This window comes from Pseudomonas sp. TE21435 (assembly GCF_056279265.1).
Genome location: NZ_JBWBQZ010000001.1, coordinates 3,854,188 through 3,870,336, shown reverse-complemented (window position 1 = coordinate 3,870,336; position 16,149 = coordinate 3,854,188). Strand labels below are relative to the sequence as shown.

Here is a 16,149-nt window from a genome sequence, read left to right as displayed (position 1 = left end):
TTTTTAAGAATATCCGCGCCTCACTAGTATTGCCCTCAAGCCAGGCGCAAATCCCCTTCAAAACCTCTGCCCGGCTCCCTTACTCACAGGAGAACGAGCATGAGTGCATCTCTGCGCAGCATCGACGGTCAGGACGAAGCCACCATTCTGCGTGAAATCCAGAGTGCCCTGCGCGACCTGCGCTTTGGCGCGGTGGAGATCACCGTGCACAACGCCCAGGTGGTGCAGATCGAACGCAAGGAGAAGTTCCGCCTGCAGCAGCCCGGTAACAAGACCGGCTGACACCGCACCCCTTCAAAACTAGAAAAATGCCAATCGGGAGCTTCACCATGTCCATCCGCCGTTATGCGCTTGCCGCCCTGGCCAGTGCCGTTTTTGCCGGTTCCGCGATCGCCAAGGACTACGAATTGCTGAACGTGTCCTATGACCCGACCCGCGAGTTGTACCAGCAGTACAACGCCGAGTTCATCAAGCATTGGCAAGCCGCCAACCCCGGCGACAAGGTGAAGATCCAGCAGTCCCACGGTGGTTCGGGCAAGCAGGGCCGCGCGGTCATTGACGGCCTGCGCGCCGACGTGGTGACCCTGGCCCTGGCCGGCGATATCGACGAGATCGCCAAGCTTGGCAAGACCCTGCCGGAGGACTGGCAGAAGCGCCTGCCGGACGCCAGCACGCCGTACACCTCGACCATCGTGTTCCTGGTACGCAAGGGCAACCCGAAAGGCATCAAGGACTGGGGCGACCTGATCAAGAAAGACGTCTCGGTGATTACGCCCAATCCAAAGACCTCCGGCGGCGCCCGCTGGAACTTCCTCGCCGCCTGGGCCTATGGCCTGAAGACCGGCGGCAGCGAAGACAAGGCCAAGGCCTACGTGCAGGAGCTGTTCAAGCACGTGCCGGTGCTCGATACCGGCGCCCGCGGCTCGACCATCACCTTCGTCAACAACGGGCAGGGCGATGTGCTGCTGGCGTGGGAAAACGAAGCCTTCCTGGCGCTGAAGGAAGACGGTGGCGCCGACAAGTTCGAGATTGTCGTGCCTTCGCTGTCAATCTTGGCCGAGCCGCCGGTGGCGGTGGTCGACAAGAACGCCGAGAAGAAGGGCAACGAGAAGATCGCCGAGGAGTATCTCAAGCATCTGTACAGCCCGGCTGGCCAGAAGATCGCTGCACAAAACTTCTACCGTCCGCGTGACGCGAAGGTCGCCGCCGAATTCGGCAAGCAGTTCCCGAAACTGGACCTGGTGACCATCGACAAGGACTTCGGTGGCTGGAAGACTGCGCAGCCGAAGTTCTTCAACGATGGCGGTGTGTTCGACCAGATTTATCAGGCACAGTGATCGGCAATGAACAAGCGGGGCCGCTTCGCGCCCCTTTCGCCGGCAAGCCGGCTCCCACAGGAAGCGGGAATGCACCGCCACTGTGGGAGCTGGCTTGCCAGCGAAAGGGCTGCGCAGCAGCTCCACAAACAAAACCCTTCAGTAGCCTGCACCGGCCCGGGATGACTCCCGGGCTCCGTGCGTTCAACCAGGGACCTTTATGTCACGTCGCATTTCCCCCGTCATACCCGGCTTCGGGCTGACACTGGGCTACACCTTGGTGTACCTCAGCCTGATCGTGCTGATACCGCTGGCGGCCATGTTCATCCATGCCTCGCAGCTCACCTGGGAGCAGTTCTGGAACATCGTCAGCGCGCCGCGGGTCATCGCCGCGCTGAAGCTGAGTTTCTGCGCTGCCCTGTTCGCCGCCATCATCAACGGCGTGATCGGCACCCTGCTGGCCTGGGTGCTGGTGCGCTACACCTTCCCCGGGCGCAAGGTCATCGATGCGATGATCGACCTGCCGTTCGCCCTGCCCACCGCCGTGGCCGGCATCGCCTTGACCGCCTTGTACGCCCCTGCGGGCTGGGTCGGCCAGTTCGCCACGGATCTTGGTTTCAAGATCGCCTACACCCCACTGGGCATTACCCTGGCGCTGACGTTCGTCACCCTGCCGTTCGTGGTGCGCACGGTGCAGCCAGTGCTGGCTGACATCCCGCGTGAGGTGGAAGAGGCCGCTGCCTGCCTGGGCGCGAAACCCTTGCAGGTGTTCCGCCATGTGCTGGCGCCCGCTTTGCTGCCTGCCTGGCTGACCGGCTTCGCCCTGGCCTTCGCCCGTGGCGTTGGCGAGTATGGCTCGGTGATCTTCATCGCCGGCAACATGCCGATGAAGACCGAGATCCTGCCGTTGCTGATCATGGTCAAGCTCGACCAGTACGACTACACCGGCGCCACTGCCATCGGCGTATTGATGCTGGTGGTTTCCTTCATCCTGCTGCTGCTGATCAACTTGCTGCAGCGGCGCATCGAAACCCCTTGAAGGAGGCCCGGTAATGTCTTCATCAACCCTTGGCACAACCGCCGCCGCCAACGCCGCCCGGCGTGGCAGTGCCACTTCGCGCCGCGTGCTGATCACCCTGGCCTGGATCGTCTTTGCGCTGTTCCTGGCCCTGCCGCTGGTGATCGTGGTGTCCCAGGCCCTGAAAAACGGCTTCGGCACCTTCTTCGAGGCGATCTTCGAGGCCGACGCCTTGTCGGCGCTCAAGCTCACCCTGCTGGCGGTGGCCATCTCGGTGCCGCTGAACCTGCTGTTCGGGGTCAGCGCCGCCTGGTGCGTGAGCAAGTACAGCTTCCGTGGCAAAAGTATCCTGGTGACTCTGATCGACCTGCCGTTCTCGGTGTCACCGGTAATCGCCGGCCTGGTCTACGTGCTGATGTTCGGCGCCCAGGGCCTGTTCGGCCCGTGGCTGCAGGACCACGACATCCAGATCGTCTTCGCCCTGCCGGGCATCGTCCTGGCGACCATCTTCGTCACCGTGCCGTTCGTGGCCCGCGAGCTGATCCCGCTGATGCAGGAGCAGGGTACCCAGGAAGAGGAGGCCGCGCGCCTGCTCGGGGCCAACGGTTGGCAGATGTTCTGGCACGTGACCCTGCCGAACATCAAGTGGGGCCTGATCTACGGTGTGGTGCTGTGCACCGCCCGGGCCATGGGCGAGTTCGGCGCGGTGTCGGTGGTGTCCGGGCATATCCGTGGCGTCACCAACACCTTGCCGCTGCACGTGGAGATCCTCTACAACGAGTACAACCATGTCGCGGCCTTCAGCGTGGCCAGCCTGCTGCTGATCCTGGCGCTCTTCATCCTGCTGCTCAAGCAGTGGAGCGAGAACCGTATTAACCGCCTGCGCCACAGCGCCGCGGAGGAATGATTCATGTCGATCGAAGTTCGTAACGTCAGCAAGCGCTTCAACAGCTTCCAGGCCCTGGACAACATCAACCTGGACATCCACAGCGGCGAGCTGGTTGCCCTCCTTGGCCCGTCGGGCTGCGGCAAGACCACCCTGCTGCGCATTATCGCCGGCCTGGAAACCCCGGATGACGGCAGCATCGTGTTCCATGGCGAAGATGTGTCGGGCCACGACGTGCGTGATCGCAACGTCGGCTTCGTGTTCCAGCACTACGCGCTGTTCCGCCATATGAGCGTGTTCGACAACGTCGCCTTCGGCCTGCGCATGAAACCCAAGGGCGAGCGCCCGAGCGAGAGCAAGATCGCCGAGAAGGTCCACGAGCTGCTGAACATGGTGCAGCTCGACTGGTTGTCCGATCGCTACCCCGAGCAGTTGTCCGGTGGCCAGCGCCAGCGTATCGCCCTGGCTCGTGCCCTGGCGGTGGAGCCCAAGGTATTGCTGCTCGACGAGCCGTTCGGGGCGCTGGATGCCAAGGTGCGCAAGGAGCTGCGCCGCTGGCTGGCGCGGCTGCACGAGGACATCAACCTGACCTCGGTATTCGTTACCCACGACCAGGAAGAGGCCATGGAAGTCGCCGACCGCATCGTGGTGATGAACAAGGGCGTGATCGAGCAGATCGGTTCGCCGGGCGAGGTGTACGAGAAGCCGGCCAACGACTTCGTCTACCACTTCCTGGGTGACTCCAACCGCCTGGCGCTCAGCGAAGGCCACCATGTGCTGTTCCGCCCGCACGAGGTGTCGCTGTCGCGCCATGAGACCGAAGGCCACCATGCCGCCGAGGTCCGCGATATCCGCCCGTTGGGCGCGACCACCCGGGTCACCTTGAAGGTGGAAGGGCAAAGCGAGCTGATCGAGGCCGAGGTGGTCAAGGATCACGACAGCCTGACTGGGTTGGCGCGGGGGGAGACGTTGTTCTTCCGGCCGAAGGTGTGGCAGAAGGTGGCGGATATCTGAGCTGCAGGCATGAAATGAAAAGCCCGGGCATGGTCCCGGGTTTTTTTATGTGCTGGCGGATAGTCGGGGCTGCGCTGCAGCCCATCGCCGGCAAGCCGGCTCCCACAGTACAGGGTCTGCTGCAATGACCTGTGGGAGCTGGCTTGCCAGCGATCGAGGGCAAAGCCCTCGCAGCGGATTGATGCCTTGAGCGAATATTTTGCATGCTGATAAGGCATCGTTCGCAAGCTGTTCTGCGGCAGGCCGCGAAAGACGCGGGTTGTGGACAGACCATCGAAATAATTATTCCATTTTGGTCTAGTTTTACGTTTAAACATTTCTTTATGAGCTAAGCCCCTAGGCCCGATGATTCAGCCACACACCTGAATCAACACCCCAGGAGTTTCTAGCAATGGGTAATGTCCAGACGGCCGTCAGGGCCTTTGAGCAGCCATGGCACCCAGCATCGGGCGACCTGGTCGAGCTCGGACGCACGCTACGCCTGCCGCTTGGTCAGTTACGCCTGCAACGCACGCCGCTGAGCGGCCTCAAACGACGCGACAAGCTGGCGTTGGTGCTGCTGGTGCTGGCCCTGCACGGTGCCGTCGCCTACTGGATCAACCAGGCACCGACCCCGGCGTTGCCCATCGTGCCGCCGCAGATTCCGCCCATGACCATCGAGTTCGCCGCGCCCGCGCCGCCAGTCGTCGAGCCGCCACCGCCAGCCCCGGCAGCGCCTGTGCTCGAACCGCCACCGCCGGTGCTCGACGAGTTGGCTGCCAAGCCAAAGCCCAAGCCGAAAGTCGTGCCCAAGCCTGTGGCCAAGCCACAGCCAAAACCGCAGCCGAAACCGGTCGAAGCGCCGCCACCCACGCCTACGCCCGTGGCCGCGCCGGCTCCGCCTGCGCCTGCGCCACCCGCCCCGGCCCCGGTGACGCCAGCCTCGGCCAACGCCGCGTACCTCAAGAACCCGGCGCCGGAATATCCGCAGATGGCCCAGCGCCGTGGCTGGGAGGGCACCGTGCTGCTGCGCGTCGAGGTGCTGCCCAGTGGCAAGCCAGGGCAGATCCAGATCCAGAAAAGCAGTGGTCGCGACGCCCTGGACGCCGCCGCGCTGGCGGCGGTGAAACGCTGGAGCTTCGTCCCGGCCAAGCAGGGCGAGGTGGCCCAGGTGGGTTGGGTCAGCGTACCGATCGATTTCAAGCTTCGTTAACTTGCGAGCGCACACAGGAAGGACTTCATCATGAGCGTGTTGGCATCTCCCCTCGAATCCGTTGAAGGCGCGGTCATCTGGCTGCTGGTCGGCTTCTCCGTCGCCACTTGGGCGCTGGCCCTGGTCAAGGTCGTGCAGTTCGTGCGCCTGAAGAACCAGGACAAGCGCTTCCACCAGCAGTTCTGGGCTGCGTCCAGCCTCGACTCCGCCGCCGAGCCGGCCCACGACCTGCCTGGCCCGGCCGCCCGTGTCGCTCAGGCGGGATTTGCGGCGATTGCGGTCGGTGAGCCTGGCCAGGCCAGTGACCTCAGTCAGGCCATCAACCACCAGGACCGCCTGGAGCGCGCCTTGCGCCAGCAGATCGTCCGTGAGCGTCGTTCGCTGGAAACCGGCCTGGCGGTGGTGGCCAGTATCGGCAGCACTTCGCCCTTCATCGGCCTGTTCGGCACGGTGTGGGGCATCATGGAGGCGCTCAAGGGCATCAGCGCGGCGGGCTCGGCGAGCCTGGAGACCGTGGCCGGGCCCATCGGCGCGGCGTTGGTGGCCACCGGCGTGGGGATCGCCGTCGCGGTGCCAGCGGTGCTGGTCTACAACTACTTCCTCCGTCGCCTCAAGCTGACCGCCGCCGACCTCGACGACTTCGCCCACGACTTCTACAGCCTGGCGCAGAAGAGTGCCTTCCGCGTGCTGGTGCACCCGGCGGTGCAGCGCCAGCACACCGGCTTCACCCAACCTGTGAAGGAGGCGTCCTGACATGGCCTTCTCGACCCAGGACAGCGATGAAGTGTTGAGTGAAATCAACGTCACGCCGTTAGTGGACGTCATGCTGGTGCTGTTGGTGGTGTTCATCGTCACCGCGCCGTTGCTGACCAACGCCATCCCTATCAACCTGCCCAAGACCGAGGCCGTGGCCCCGGTGGAGCAGAAGGACCCGCTGGTAGTGAGCATCGACGGCAGCGGCAAGCTGTTCATCAACAAGGATGAGATCCAGCCCGACCTGCTGGAGACCAACCTCAAGGCTGCCAAGGACAAGGACGCCGAGCTGCGTGTGCAGCTGCAGGCCGACGATGGTGTGAACTATGGCGAGGTCGCCCGCGCAATGGCGGCGATCGAGCGTGCCGGGATCAGCAAGCTGGCGGTGATTACCGCGCGCTGACCGGCGATACCTTCTTCAGGCAAGTGCTTAGGGGCCATTTTCCTTGGCAGGGGATGGCCCTTTTTTTATGCGCGAAGCCAGGCCTCTTTCATTTTGGTATTTTGGTTATTAATAAATAGCTTCTTATTCCTTTACGAATATAACCCCCTCCCTATACTTGCACCCAAGCACGCAAACTTCCGGAGGCGTCCCCATGCGCAATGAGTCGATTCGTTACCTGATTGTGCCGGGCTGGCAAGGATCGCCAGACAACCATTGGCAGAGTCACTGGCAGCGCAGCCTGCCCAACAGCGCACGGGTCGAGCAGAGCGACTGGCTCACGCCACAACGGCGCGATTGGGTACAGGCATTGGAGCAGGCGATTGCCGCCGAGCGCTCGCCGGTGATTCTCATCGCCCACAGCCTCGGCTGCATCACGGTCGCGCATTGGGCCGCCCAGGCCAGCCCTGATCTGCAGCAAAGGGTGCGCGGCGCGCTGCTGGTGGCACCGGCGGATGTCGAGCGGCCGAATTGCGCGCCGGCCCTGCGCAATTTCGCGCCGATTCCCCTGCAGGCCCTGCCGTTTCCCAGCCAAGTGGTCAGCTCCGACAACGACCCGGCGGTGAGCGTGCCGCGCGCGTTGTACCTGGCGCAGGCCTGGGGCGCCGAAGCCGGGCTGTTGGCCAACGCCGGGCATATCAACGTCAAGTCCGGGCACCTGCGCTGGGAGCAAGGCTTTGCCTATCTCTACCGGCTGCAGGCCCGTGTCGACCAGCGCGCCCTGCGCCGCGCCTGATCCACAGGTTTCATCGACTGAGCTGAATCCCTCGACCGCTTGCGGCCGGGGCGGGAGTATTCCATGACATTTCACACACCATTCGGTCAGCCGCTGCTGACCTTCCCCGAACTGGACAAGAGCCCACTGAGCATCCGCGCCAAGGCGCTGGTGTTCGTCGATCCGCGCTCCCAGGCGCTGCGCCAGGCCCTGGAGCGGCTGGCGCCACAACCGTTGCCGGTGCTGATTCGCGGCGAGACCGGCACTGGCAAGGAGCTGCTGGCCCGGCAGATTCATCGCGCCAGCGATCGGGGCGGCCTGTTCGTGTCGGTCAACTGCGCGGCCATCAGCCCGACCTATGCCGATGCCGAGCTGTTCGGCTACAGCGCCGGTAGCCAGGGCGGTACTGCCAGCAGTCGCGCCGGATGGTTCGGTTCGGCCAATGGCGGCACGTTGTATCTGGACGAGATCGCCGACCTGCCCCTGGCGATCCAGGGCAAGCTGTTGGCCGCCCTGGAGAATCGCGAGGTGATCAGGGTCGGCGCCACGCAACCGCAGGCGGTCGATGTGCGGCTGGTGGCCGCGTCCAGCATCGACCTGGCGCTGGCAGTGCGCGCGGGGCGTTTCAACGAGCGGCTCTACCATTACCTGTACGAAGGTGAGCTGGAGTTGCCGGCGCTGCGTGATCGGGTCGGCGATATCCTGCCGTTGGCCGAGTACTTCGTGGGGATCTACAGCGTGCGCCTGGATCGGCCGGTTCCCCTCATCAGCGAGGCCGCCCAGCAGGCGCTCGAAGCGCATGCCTGGCCGGGCAATACCCGCGAATTGGAGAACGTCATTCACTTCGCCCTGCTGGTCAGCGATGGCGAGGAAATCCTCCCCGCGCATCTCGACCTGCCCGATACCGCTCCCCTCGCCAGCCTGGCCCGCCAGCTCATGCAGCTAGGCGGCAGTCGAGAGGCGGATACCTTGGCCGAACTGCGCGCTCTGCTCGGCGCGGCGCTGGCACGACTGGGGAAAAGCTCGCCGTAGAGCAGTCTGCCGCCGTTCATAAGCAAAGGGCGTGATGGCCATTTGTTTTTGGCATAAGCAGCTAATCAAAAGATATTGTTCCGGAATAAAAAATCTCGGTATTGTCCGCTGCACGCCCACCCGAACGGATGGGCACCCGACTCGCCATCTGCGATGGCCCAGCTTTAGAACAAGGATCACCATGAAAAAGACCCTGCTGACCACCGCCCTGGCCGCCGCACTGTCGTTCGCGGGCCTCGCCAACGCCGCCGAGAAACTGGTGGTGGCCGCCACGCCCGTGCCGCATGCCGAAATCCTCGAACTGATCAAGCCGACCCTGGCCAAGGAAGGCGTGGACCTGGAGATCAAGGTCTTCACCGACTACGTCCAGCCCAATGTGCAGGTCGACCAGAAGCGCCTGGACGCCAACTACTTCCAGACCCTGCCGTACCTGAAGAACTTCAACGAAGGCAAGGGCACCCACCTGGAGACCGTGATCGGCGTGCACGTCGAACCGTTCGGTGGCTACTCGAAGAAGGTCAAGAGCCTGGCCGAGCTGAAGGACGGCGCGACCGTGGCCATCCCCAACGAGGGCAGCAACAGTGGCCGTGCCCTGCTGCTGCTGCAGAAGGCCGGGCTGATTACCCTGAAGGATCCGAAGAACGCCCTGGCCACGCCGAAGGACATCGCCGAGAACCCGAAGAAGCTCAAGTTCAAGGAGCTTGAATCGGCCATGCTCCCGCGTGTGCTGGATCAGGTCGACCTGGACATGATCAACACCAACTATGCGCTTGAAGCCGGCCTGAACCCGGCCAAGGACGCCCTGGTGATCGAAGGTAGCGATTCGCCGTACGTGAACTTCCTGGTTGCCCGCCCGGACAACAAGGACAGCGCGGCGATCCAGAAGCTGGCCAAGGCGCTGACCAGCCCGGAAGTGAAGGCATTCATCGAGAAGAAGTACAGCGGCGCGGTACTGCCAGCGTTCTGATACGCGACCTGGAACGAAAAACGCCGACGCATTTTGCGTCGGCGTTTTTGTTTGTGCTGAGCTGACGGGCAGGCCGGTCTGGAGTAATGCCGCGCAAGCTCAGCGTTGAGTCGCCAGGGCCCGGCGCAGCGCCAGGAGCCACAGCAGTTGTTCGTTCGAAGCAGGCAAGCAGGGGCTGTTCATCGTTGTCTTCCTTGTTGAATGTGATGGGCCGTGCAAGTCACAGTTTGAAATCCCTTGGAGGGGAAAAGCCTCGGAAAGATCCGCGTCTAGTGAAGGAAATTTCCGAACGTCACGGGGTGGGTGATATAGATATGCAATAAAGATATTTATAAAAATATTTTTATGCCTTTAGAGTCTAGGAATCGTGCTTACCGGCACAGCGCCACTATTCGTGAAATGACGCCGAGTTACCCTCGTGCCGACCCTGGACCTTCCCATGCCGTACCTTCGTGACCCCGTGCCGAGGCCCTTTCCATGAGCTTCGACACTGCTTTCATGCTTAGCACACTGCCGGCCTTCTTCAAGGCCGTTGGCGTGACCCTGCAAGTCGGGGCGATCGCAATCGTCACCTCGTTGCTGGTGGCGCTGCTCAATGCGACGATCCTGGTGTTGCGCACGCCGTACCTGTGGCGCCTGGTCAAGGGCTATGTGGAGCTGGCGCGCAACACACCGTTGCTGATCCAGCTGTTCTTCGTCTACTTCGCCTTGCCGAGCCTGGGGGTGAAGGTATCCGGCTTCGCTGCCGCGATCATCACCCTGACGTTCATGGGCGGTGCCTACCTCACCGAGGTACTGCGCGCCGGGGTCGAGGCCGTGCCACGGGCGCAACTGGAATCCGGGCGCTCCATCGGGCTTTCCGAGGGCCAGCTGCTGCGCCATGTGATCCTGCCCCAGGCCGGCATCCTCAGCCTGCCGGCACTGTTCGCCAATTTCGTCTTCCTGCTCAAGGAAACCACCGTGGTTTCGGCGGTGGCGGTGCCGGAGATTCTCTACACCACCAAGAGCTACATCGCCCTGTACTACAAGACCTACGAAATGCTCGCCGTGCTGACCCTGCTCTGCGTGCTGATCTTCCTGCCGCTGTCGCTGCTGCTGCGCTACCTGGAACGGAGGCTGCAACATGGCCAGTTCGGGCATTGAGCTGCTGCTGGTTTCGCTGCCGCAACTGGCCACGGGCGCTGGGCAGACCCTGGCGATCTCGGCCCTGGGCATCCTGTTCGCCACCTTGGGCGGCGTGCTCTACGGCGTGCTGGCGACCCTCGGCAGCCGTTGGCTGAACATCCTGCTGCAGGTGTACCTGGAACTGTTCCGGGCGATTCCGGTGCTGGTCTGGCTGTACCTGGTGTTCTTCGGCTTGCCGATCTTCTTTGGCCTGAGCATCCCCAGCTTCTGGTGCGCGGTGCTGGTGCTGGGCCTGTGGGGCGCCAGCGAGGTCGGCGAGGTGGTGCGCGGCGCCTTGCAGTCGCTGCCACGCGGGCAGCGCGAGGCGGGGTTGTCGATCGGCCTGGGCGGCTGGCAGCTGTATGCCTATGTGCTGCTGCCCCAGGCGCTCAAGCGCATGACCCCGCCGACCATCAATATCTACACGCGGATCATCAAGACCAGCTCGCTGGCGGTGCTGATCGGCGTGGTCGAAGTGATCAAGGCGGGGCAGCAGATTATCGAACGTACCTACGAGTCGGTGCTGATCTACGGCGCGCTGTTCCTGTTCTTCTTTCTTGTCTGCTATCCGCTGTCAGCCGCCTCCCGTGTGCTGGAGCGGCGCTGGGCCCACGCATGAATCCATTGATCGAATTCCAAGGCTTCAACAAGTTCTTCGGCCAGCACCAGGTGCTGGCAGACATCGACCTCAAGGTCCAGGCCGGCGAGGTGGTGGTGATCCTCGGCCCCAGCGGCTGCGGCAAGAGCACCCTGCTGCGCTGCCTCAACGGCCTGGAAGAGGCCCAGGGCGGCAGCCTGCGCCTCGACGGCCAGGAGCTGCTCGGCCCCGACACCGACTGGCGCCAGGTGCGCCAACGGGTCGGCATGGTGTTCCAGAGCTACCACCTGTTCGGCCACATGAGCGTGATCGACAACTTGCTGCTGGGGCCGCTGAAGGTGCAGAAGCGCGAACGCCACGAGGCCCAGGCCCAGGCCGAGGCTCTGCTGGCCCGGGTAGGGCTGCTGGACAAGCGTGACGCGTTCCCGCGCCAGCTCTCCGGTGGTCAGCAGCAACGCATCGCCATTGTCCGTTCGTTGTGCATGAACCCACAGGTGATGCTCTTCGATGAGGTCACCGCCGCCCTCGACCCGGAGATGGTCAAGGAGGTGCTGCAGGTGATCCAGGGTCTGGCCCGCGAAGGCATGACCCTGCTCATCGTCACCCACGAAATGGCCTTCGCCCGCGCGGTGGCCGACCGCATCGTGTTCATGGAGGCCGGCAGGATCCTTGAACAGAACCACCCTGAGCGCTTCTTCACTCAACCGCAGACCGCACGCGCGCAGCAGTTCCTGGAGAAATTCTCGTTCGTCGAAAGCCTGCCCAAGACACTGTCTAAGCCACTGCACAAGGAACTGTCATGAAGACTGCCCCTTTCGCCAAACTGCTCGCGCCATTGCTGGGCCTGGCCCTGCTGGCCGGCTGCAACAAATCCGAAGACCCGGCCAAGCCTGCCGCCGCCTCGCCGGCCACCAGCTACCTGGAAACCATCAAGGCCCGTGACAAGCTGATCGTCGGCGTGTTCACCGACAAGCCACCGTTCGGCTTCGTCGATGAAAGCGGCCGCTACGTGGGCTTCGACACCGACATCGGCCGTCGCTTCGCCAAGGACCTGCTGGGCGACGAGAACAAGGTCGAGTTCGTCGCGGTCGAGCCTGCCAGCCGCATCCCGTTCCTGCAGAGCGACAAGGTCGACCTTATCCTCGCCAACATGACCGTCACTCCGGAACGCAAGGAGGCCGTAGACTTCACCAACCCCAACCTGCGCGTGGCGGTGCAGGCCATCGTCGCCGACGGCAGTTCGGTGCAAAAGCTCGACGACCTGGCCGACAAGACCATCATCGTCACCACCGGCACCACCGCCGACATCTGGCTGACCAAGACCCACCCGGACTGGAAACTGCTCAAGTTCGAGAAGAACACCGAGTCGCTGGCCGCGTTGGCCAACGGTCGGGGTGATGCCTATGCCCAGGACAACCTGATCCTGTTCAGCTGGGCCAAGCAGAACCCGGGCTACCGCGTGCTGCCACAGCTGTTGGGTGACGAAGCACCGATCGCCCCGGCGGTGAAGAAGGGCAATACCGAGTTGCGCGATTGGGTGAACGCCGAACTGGCCAAGCTCGGCGAGGAGAAGTTCCTGCTCAAGCTGTACGACCAGTACGTGCGCAAGGAACTGAGCGACGACACCAAGCCTGAGAGCGTGATCGTCGAGGGCGGCAACTGGCAGGGCTGATCGCCTGAACGGGGCCGCTGTGCGGCCCATCGCCGGCAAGCCGGCTCCCACAGGAACCCGCGTAGCCCATGTGGGAGCCGGCTTGCCGGCGATGGGCTGCAAAGCAGCCCCTTTCGGTCTCAGTAATTGCGCGGTAACCAGTTCAACAGGAAATCATTCACCACCTGCGGATTCTCCAGGCTGGAGATATGCCCGGCGAATGGAATCTGTGCCGCCAGGCATCCAATCAACTGCGCCATCTCGGCGGACTCCGCCGGTGGCCTTGGGATGTCCTGGTCGCCACAGAGCACGATGGTCCGCTCTCCCGGCAGCTCACCGAGTCGCGCCAGCAGGTCTGGCCGGCCGAAAATTACCCGGCCCATGGGGTCGAGGCTTTCGCGGATGGTCTTGGCAGTGCTCGCCTTCAGCCCGGCGCGGAACTGCTCGCGCACGTCAGGCACGGTTTCCCCTCCGGCATGAAAGAAGATCGGCACCACGACGTCCAGCAACGGATCGATAAAGGCTCCCGCCTTGCTTGCCGCATCCAGCAAACCGAAATACTTCAGCCGCGTCGCCTCGGGCTCCGCGCCCAGGTAGGTGTCCATCAGCACCAGGCGGTCGACTCGTTCAGGGTGGTCGATGGCCAACTGCGCGCCCCACATGCCGCCAACCGACAACCCGACCAGGTGGCACTTCTGGATATCCAGGGCATCGAGCAACGCCAGGTGCTGGCGGGCCAGGGCAGCCATGTCGACGGTGCTGGCGGGCGGGGCGGCGGAATCGCCGTGGCCCCACAGCTCAGGCACGATGACCCGGAAGTGCCGTGACAGGGCGGCGATCTGCGGTTGCCACATGGCGGACGACCACAGGTAGCTGTGTCCCAGCAGCACTGGGAAGCCCTGGCCCTGGTCGATATAGCTCATGCGTGCTCCGTCGATCTCGATGAAGTGTTTCTGCATTGCGTGACCTCATGGATTGCGAGAGGGCCGCTGTGCGGCCCCGGTTTCTATCTGGGCACCAGCCGCAGCGTGCTTTGCGCCGGAATCACCCCCATCCGCGCCTTGTGATAGCGCCCCTCGATGTAGTCCTCGGCCTGGTCGCCATAGTGCCGGTCGAATGGCACGCCACTCTGCCCGACCGGGTTGATGGTCAGCGCGGCGCCGGCGTCGGCGAAGTCGATCAGGCGGCGGGTGGATGGCCCGTAGGTGACCGGCCAGGGCGCCGGGCCGATCTTCGCCGACAGGTTGTTCGGCACCTCATGGGTCCCCGGCGCGGCGTAGGGCCCGACATTGAACAACAGGTTCAGCGGCTTCTTCACGCCCAGCGGATGGTTGTGCGTGAGGGTATGGGCCTTGCCCCACTGCCAGCTGGCCGGATCCTTGCCGAAGGTCGCGCGCAGGTGCTTGAGGCTGCGCTGCCAGGCCAGGCGCACGATGGCGTTGCGATCGGTGTGTTCATTGCTACCACGCAGATTCCACCACGGCGATTGAGGGTCGCCAGCCAGGCGAGGCAGCGCGGCGTCGATGGCACGGGTGCTGATCAGCACCGGGAACCAGGTGTCGCCCAGTTCGTCGTGCAGGGCGGCGAACGCCAGCTCGTAGAGGAACTGGTTGAACAGCGTGGCGCTGGTGGAGTCCAGCGGGTAGTCGCCGCGCCAGGCCGCCAGTTGCTCGACCAGTTCCTTCTCTTCGTCGCCCTGGGCGACGTTGCGCAAGGTGCCGAGCAGCGGTGCCAGGGTACGCGGGCCATAGTCGGTGCTGGTGTCCAGCTGCAAGGCCTGGCTGTTCTCGGTGTCCCACTTGATGTCCGGGTCGCGTAACAGGCGATCGAGCTGGCGCCCCCGGTCGGCCAGGTTGTAATAGCCGGGCACGGGCATCGCGCCGGGTGGCTGGAAATTGGCCGAGACGATATAGCCGCTGGCCGGGTTCTCCTGCTGTGGATTGGCACTGAACGGGTAGAACCCCGGCTTGGCGGCCTGGCCGCTGCCGCCGTCGAGGATGAACGCCGGGTTGACGCCCTCCGGGCGGATCGGCAGGCGCGCCGCCGCCCACCAGCCGATGTCGCCACGGGCACTGGCCCATACCAGGTTCAACCCTGGCGCCTGGATCTTGCTTGCCGCCTCGCGCATCTTGTCCAGGGTGTCGGCGCGGTTGATCTGGTAGAAACCCTCGAGTATCGGGTTCTCGGTTTCCAGGAAGGCCCACCACATGGCGATGGGCGTCGGGCCGGCGGTGTCGCCGAGCACGCTGTTGACGATCGGACCGTGGGGCGATCGGCGCAAGGTGATGCTGGCCGGCTGCGCAGCCTTGACCGCGATTTTCTGCTCGGTCTTTTCAAGTGTCTGCCAGCGGCCATCGACCATCACCTGCTCGGGGTCCTGCGGGTTGGTCTGTTCCGCGATCAGGTCGACGTCGTCGTTCTGGAACATGGTCAGGCTCCAACCGAAGTCGCGGTTGTGGCCGAGCAGGGCGAACGGGTTGAGCGCCTGGAAGTAGCCATACAGGTTGAAGCCTGGTGCCGACAGCTCGGCTTCGTACCAGATCGCCGGCACCGCGAAGCTGATGTGCGGGTCACCCGCCAGCAGTGGCCGGCCGCTGCGGGTATGGCTGCCGGCCACGGCCCAGGCGTTGCTGCCCTCGAACTGCGGAATGCCGGCATCGCCCAGGGCCTCGTGGCTGAGCCGCGCCAACTGCTCCAGGCTGTGCCAGTCGGCGGCGGCCAACGGCGTGGCCACGGCGCCGTCGGGCTGCCAGTCGAGGTCGAAGATCTTCAGGTACTCGGGGCCGAGCTGATCGCGAATGTAGGTCAGCGCCGGGTCGGTGCGGAACGCGGCGGCGAAGCTGTAGGCGAGGTAGCCGGCAATGCTCAGGGTGTCCTCGGCGGTGAAGGGGCGCGGCGTGATGCCGAGCAGGTCGAACTCCATCGGCTTGGGGTGGCTGGCCTGCCACTGGTTGATGCCGTCCAGGTAGGCCTGCAGCGCCTGCCAGGCCGGTGACTGGCGGTCCTGGCGTTGCACCATCAAGGCCGCCTGGTCGCGAATGCGCAGGCTGCGGAACAGGGTATCGGTGGGCAGCAACTTCTCGCCCAGCACCTCGGCCAGCTCGCCGCGAGCCAGACGGCGCATGATCTCCATCTGGAACAGACGGTCCTGGGCTTGTACGTAGCCCAGGGCGCGGTACAGGTCCTGCTCGTTCTGCGCCTGCAGGTGCGGCACGCCACGGGCATCGAAGCGCACGCTGACCGGCGCCTGCAAGCCGTTGATGGCCGCTTCGCCATCACGCTGGGGCTGCTTGCCCTGCACGTACCAGTAACCGCCGCCCGCGGCGGCCACGGCGATCACCACCGCCAGCAAGGTCAGGCTGCGCTTCATCGAGACTCCTTGTGCACTCGAGCGAAAGAAT

The 16,149-nt window shown here is 64.1% G+C and carries 17 protein-coding genes; 15 read left to right on the top strand and 2 right to left on the bottom strand.

Features of this window, described 5'->3' with window-relative positions; translation table 11 throughout:
- Window positions 1-99: 99 nt before the first annotated feature.
- The 15 genes from oscA (at window position 100) to ACZ9C1_RS17445 (ending at window position 12,769) form a co-directional block, all read left to right on the top strand.
- Entirely contained in the window at window positions 100-282 is a 183-nt protein-coding gene (oscA, locus tag ACZ9C1_RS17515; RefSeq protein WP_003258557.1) for a sulfur starvation response protein OscA, read from the top strand.
- A 47-nt stretch (window positions 283-329) separates the two neighbouring features.
- The gene (locus ACZ9C1_RS17510; RefSeq protein WP_102684754.1) at window positions 330-1,337 is read left to right on the top strand and encodes a sulfate ABC transporter substrate-binding protein; all 1,008 of its coding nucleotides are present in this window, start codon (window positions 330-332) and stop codon (window positions 1,335-1,337) included.
- A 199-nt stretch (window positions 1,338-1,536) separates the two neighbouring features.
- Window positions 1,537-2,355, top strand: a complete 819-nt coding sequence (gene cysT, locus ACZ9C1_RS17505; protein WP_476254218.1) for a sulfate ABC transporter permease subunit CysT — start codon at window positions 1,537-1,539, stop codon at window positions 2,353-2,355.
- Between the two features lie 13 nt (window positions 2,356-2,368).
- Window positions 2,369-3,241 (top strand): sulfate ABC transporter permease subunit CysW, encoded by an 873-nt coding sequence (gene cysW, locus ACZ9C1_RS17500; protein WP_277502295.1) that lies wholly within the window; start codon window positions 2,369-2,371, stop codon window positions 3,239-3,241.
- Between the two features lie 3 nt (window positions 3,242-3,244).
- On the top strand, window positions 3,245-4,234 hold the full coding sequence (locus tag ACZ9C1_RS17495; protein ID WP_008093195.1) for a sulfate/molybdate ABC transporter ATP-binding protein: 990 nt from the start codon (window positions 3,245-3,247) through the stop codon (window positions 4,232-4,234).
- 391 nt (window positions 4,235-4,625) lie between these two features.
- Complete coding sequence (locus ACZ9C1_RS17490) at window positions 4,626-5,426, top strand: energy transducer TonB (RefSeq protein WP_476254217.1); 801 nt, start codon at window positions 4,626-4,628, stop codon at window positions 5,424-5,426.
- Window positions 5,427-5,456: 30 nt separating this feature from the next.
- The gene (locus ACZ9C1_RS17485) at window positions 5,457-6,179 is read left to right on the top strand and encodes a MotA/TolQ/ExbB proton channel family protein (protein ID WP_102684750.1); all 723 of its coding nucleotides are present in this window, start codon (window positions 5,457-5,459) and stop codon (window positions 6,177-6,179) included.
- Between the two features lies 1 nt (window position 6,180).
- On the top strand, window positions 6,181-6,582 hold the full coding sequence (locus ACZ9C1_RS17480; protein ID WP_028688526.1) for an ExbD/TolR family protein: 402 nt from the start codon (window positions 6,181-6,183) through the stop codon (window positions 6,580-6,582).
- Window positions 6,583-6,775: 193 nt separating this feature from the next.
- Window positions 6,776-7,357: an alpha/beta hydrolase gene (locus ACZ9C1_RS17475; RefSeq protein ID WP_111531976.1), complete on the top strand. Its 582-nt coding sequence runs from the start codon at window positions 6,776-6,778 to the stop codon at window positions 7,355-7,357.
- Between the two features lie 63 nt (window positions 7,358-7,420).
- Window positions 7,421-8,368, top strand: a complete 948-nt coding sequence (locus ACZ9C1_RS17470) for a sigma 54-interacting transcriptional regulator (protein WP_476254216.1) — start codon at window positions 7,421-7,423, stop codon at window positions 8,366-8,368.
- Window positions 8,369-8,549: 181 nt separating this feature from the next.
- Complete coding sequence (locus ACZ9C1_RS17465; protein ID WP_094010961.1) at window positions 8,550-9,335, top strand: MetQ/NlpA family ABC transporter substrate-binding protein; 786 nt, start codon at window positions 8,550-8,552, stop codon at window positions 9,333-9,335.
- Window positions 9,336-9,812: 477 nt separating this feature from the next.
- Window positions 9,813-10,478, top strand: coding sequence for an amino acid ABC transporter permease (locus ACZ9C1_RS17460; protein WP_476254215.1), 666 nt, complete (start codon window positions 9,813-9,815; stop codon window positions 10,476-10,478).
- Entirely contained in the window at window positions 10,459-11,118 is a 660-nt protein-coding gene (locus tag ACZ9C1_RS17455; protein WP_430944041.1) for an amino acid ABC transporter permease, read from the top strand. The genes ACZ9C1_RS17460 and ACZ9C1_RS17455 overlap by 20 nt, the downstream gene beginning before the upstream one ends.
- The gene (locus ACZ9C1_RS17450; RefSeq protein WP_198755011.1) at window positions 11,115-11,900 is read left to right on the top strand and encodes an amino acid ABC transporter ATP-binding protein; all 786 of its coding nucleotides are present in this window, start codon (window positions 11,115-11,117) and stop codon (window positions 11,898-11,900) included. Before ACZ9C1_RS17455 ends, ACZ9C1_RS17450 begins: the two co-directional genes overlap by 4 nt.
- Window positions 11,897-12,769: a transporter substrate-binding domain-containing protein gene (locus ACZ9C1_RS17445; protein WP_102684745.1), complete on the top strand. Its 873-nt coding sequence runs from the start codon at window positions 11,897-11,899 to the stop codon at window positions 12,767-12,769. Before ACZ9C1_RS17450 ends, ACZ9C1_RS17445 begins: the two co-directional genes overlap by 4 nt.
- A gap of 119 nt (window positions 12,770-12,888) precedes the next feature.
- Here ACZ9C1_RS17445 and ACZ9C1_RS17440 read toward each other — a convergent pair whose 3' ends face one another.
- Window positions 12,889-13,707, bottom strand: coding sequence for an alpha/beta fold hydrolase (locus tag ACZ9C1_RS17440; RefSeq protein ID WP_476254214.1), 819 nt, complete (start codon window positions 13,705-13,707; stop codon window positions 12,889-12,891).
- 47 nt (window positions 13,708-13,754) lie between these two features.
- Window positions 13,755-16,118 (bottom strand): penicillin acylase family protein, encoded by a 2,364-nt coding sequence (locus ACZ9C1_RS17435; RefSeq protein WP_476254213.1) that lies wholly within the window; start codon window positions 16,116-16,118, stop codon window positions 13,755-13,757.
- Window positions 16,119-16,149 lie beyond the last annotated feature (31 nt).